The 1,309-nt window shown below is 69.2% G+C and carries 1 protein-coding gene; it reads left to right on the top strand.

The window, feature by feature from the left end; genetic code table 11:
• Window positions 1–130: 130 nt before the first annotated feature.
• A complete protein-coding gene (locus ACZ49J_RS45405) occupies window positions 131–1,270 on the top strand; it encodes an IS30 family transposase (RefSeq protein ID WP_467457750.1) in 1,140 nt (379 codons plus the stop codon).
• Window positions 1,271–1,309 lie beyond the last annotated feature (39 nt).

The following is a 1,309-nucleotide window of genomic DNA, read 5'->3' on the forward strand; positions in this document are numbered from 1 at the left end:
CTTCGGTTCTAGTGGTCCTCGCAACACCCCAGTTAGGGGTGCGATGGACTTCGAGATCCGCAAGGTTCGCAAGGCTCAGGGGCCTGTGAAGCTCCGAGCTGAGCGGGAGGAATACTTCCGGCTCGTGCAGATGGGGCTGAGTAACCGAGAGGCAAGCCGACGTGTCGGTGTTCATGAGCGGACCGGCCGCGAATGGCGAAACGGCCGGACCGACCCGAAGCGGCGGCGGGCTCCTGCTCTGACTGAGCAGGAGCCCGAGCCTTCGCCGACGAGGTACCTGCGGGAAGACGAGCGCATCCACATCGCCGACCGGCTGCGGGAGAAGGCGTCCGTCCGCACGATCGCCGCCGAGCTGGACCGCAGCCCGTCCACGATCAGCCGCGAGATACGCCGCAACGGCACACCCCTGCGCGGCGGGCGCACCCGATGGGCCTACCGCCCGCACGCTGCCCAGCGCCGGGCCGATGCCCGCCGGCCCCGGCCCAAGCCCGGCAAGATCGGCCAGAACCTCGAGCTGCGGGACTTCATCCAGGCTCACCTGGCCATGCGGTGGAGCCCTGAGCAGATCTGTCACGCTCTTCGCAGACGGTTCCCCGACCGGCCGGAGATGCACGTGGTTCACGAGACGATCTATCAGGCCCTCTACGTCCAGGGCCGCGGGGAACTCCGGCGCGAGCTGGCCCGGGCACTGCGCACGGGACGGGCCCGGCGCAGGCCGCACCGCCAGGCCGCCGCCCGGCAGCCGCGTTTCTCCCATCCCATGGTCATGATCAGCCACCGGCCCGCAGAGGCTGCCGACCGGGCCGTTCCCGGCCACTGGGAAGGCGACCTGATCATCGGCAAGGACGGTGCCTCCGCCATCGGCACCCTGGTCGAACGGGCCACCCGCTACGTGATGCTTGTCCACCTGCCGGGCGGCCGCGGCGCCGAAGAAGTCAGCACGGCCCTGCAGACCACCGTCCAGACGCTGCCACGGCACCTGGTCAAGTCGCTGACCTGGGACCAGGGCTCGGAGATGGCCGCCCATCACGCGTTCACCGTCGCCACCGACGTCCCGGTCTACTTCTGCGACCCGGCCAGTCCCTGGCAGCGCGGATCGAACGAGAACACCAACGGCCTGCTGCGGCAGTACTTCCCCAAGGGCACCGACCTGTCCGTCCACGAGCCCGAGCAGCTGGCCGCCGTCGCCGCCGAACTCAACAGCCGCCCACGCAAAACACTCGACTGGGAAACCCCAGCCGAGCGCCTGCATAAACTGCTCGCGGCCTGATCAACCAACCACGTGTTGCAACGACCCCTGGAATCCGCC

The organism is Streptomyces sp. NPDC030840 (genome assembly GCF_055572015.1).

What these genes read in the sequence shown, in the direction of transcription:
- ACZ49J_RS45405 (WP_467457750.1), top strand. Translation starts at nt 131, where the DNA reads ATGGGGCTGAGTAACCGAGAGGCAAGCCGACGTGTCGGTGTTCATGAG.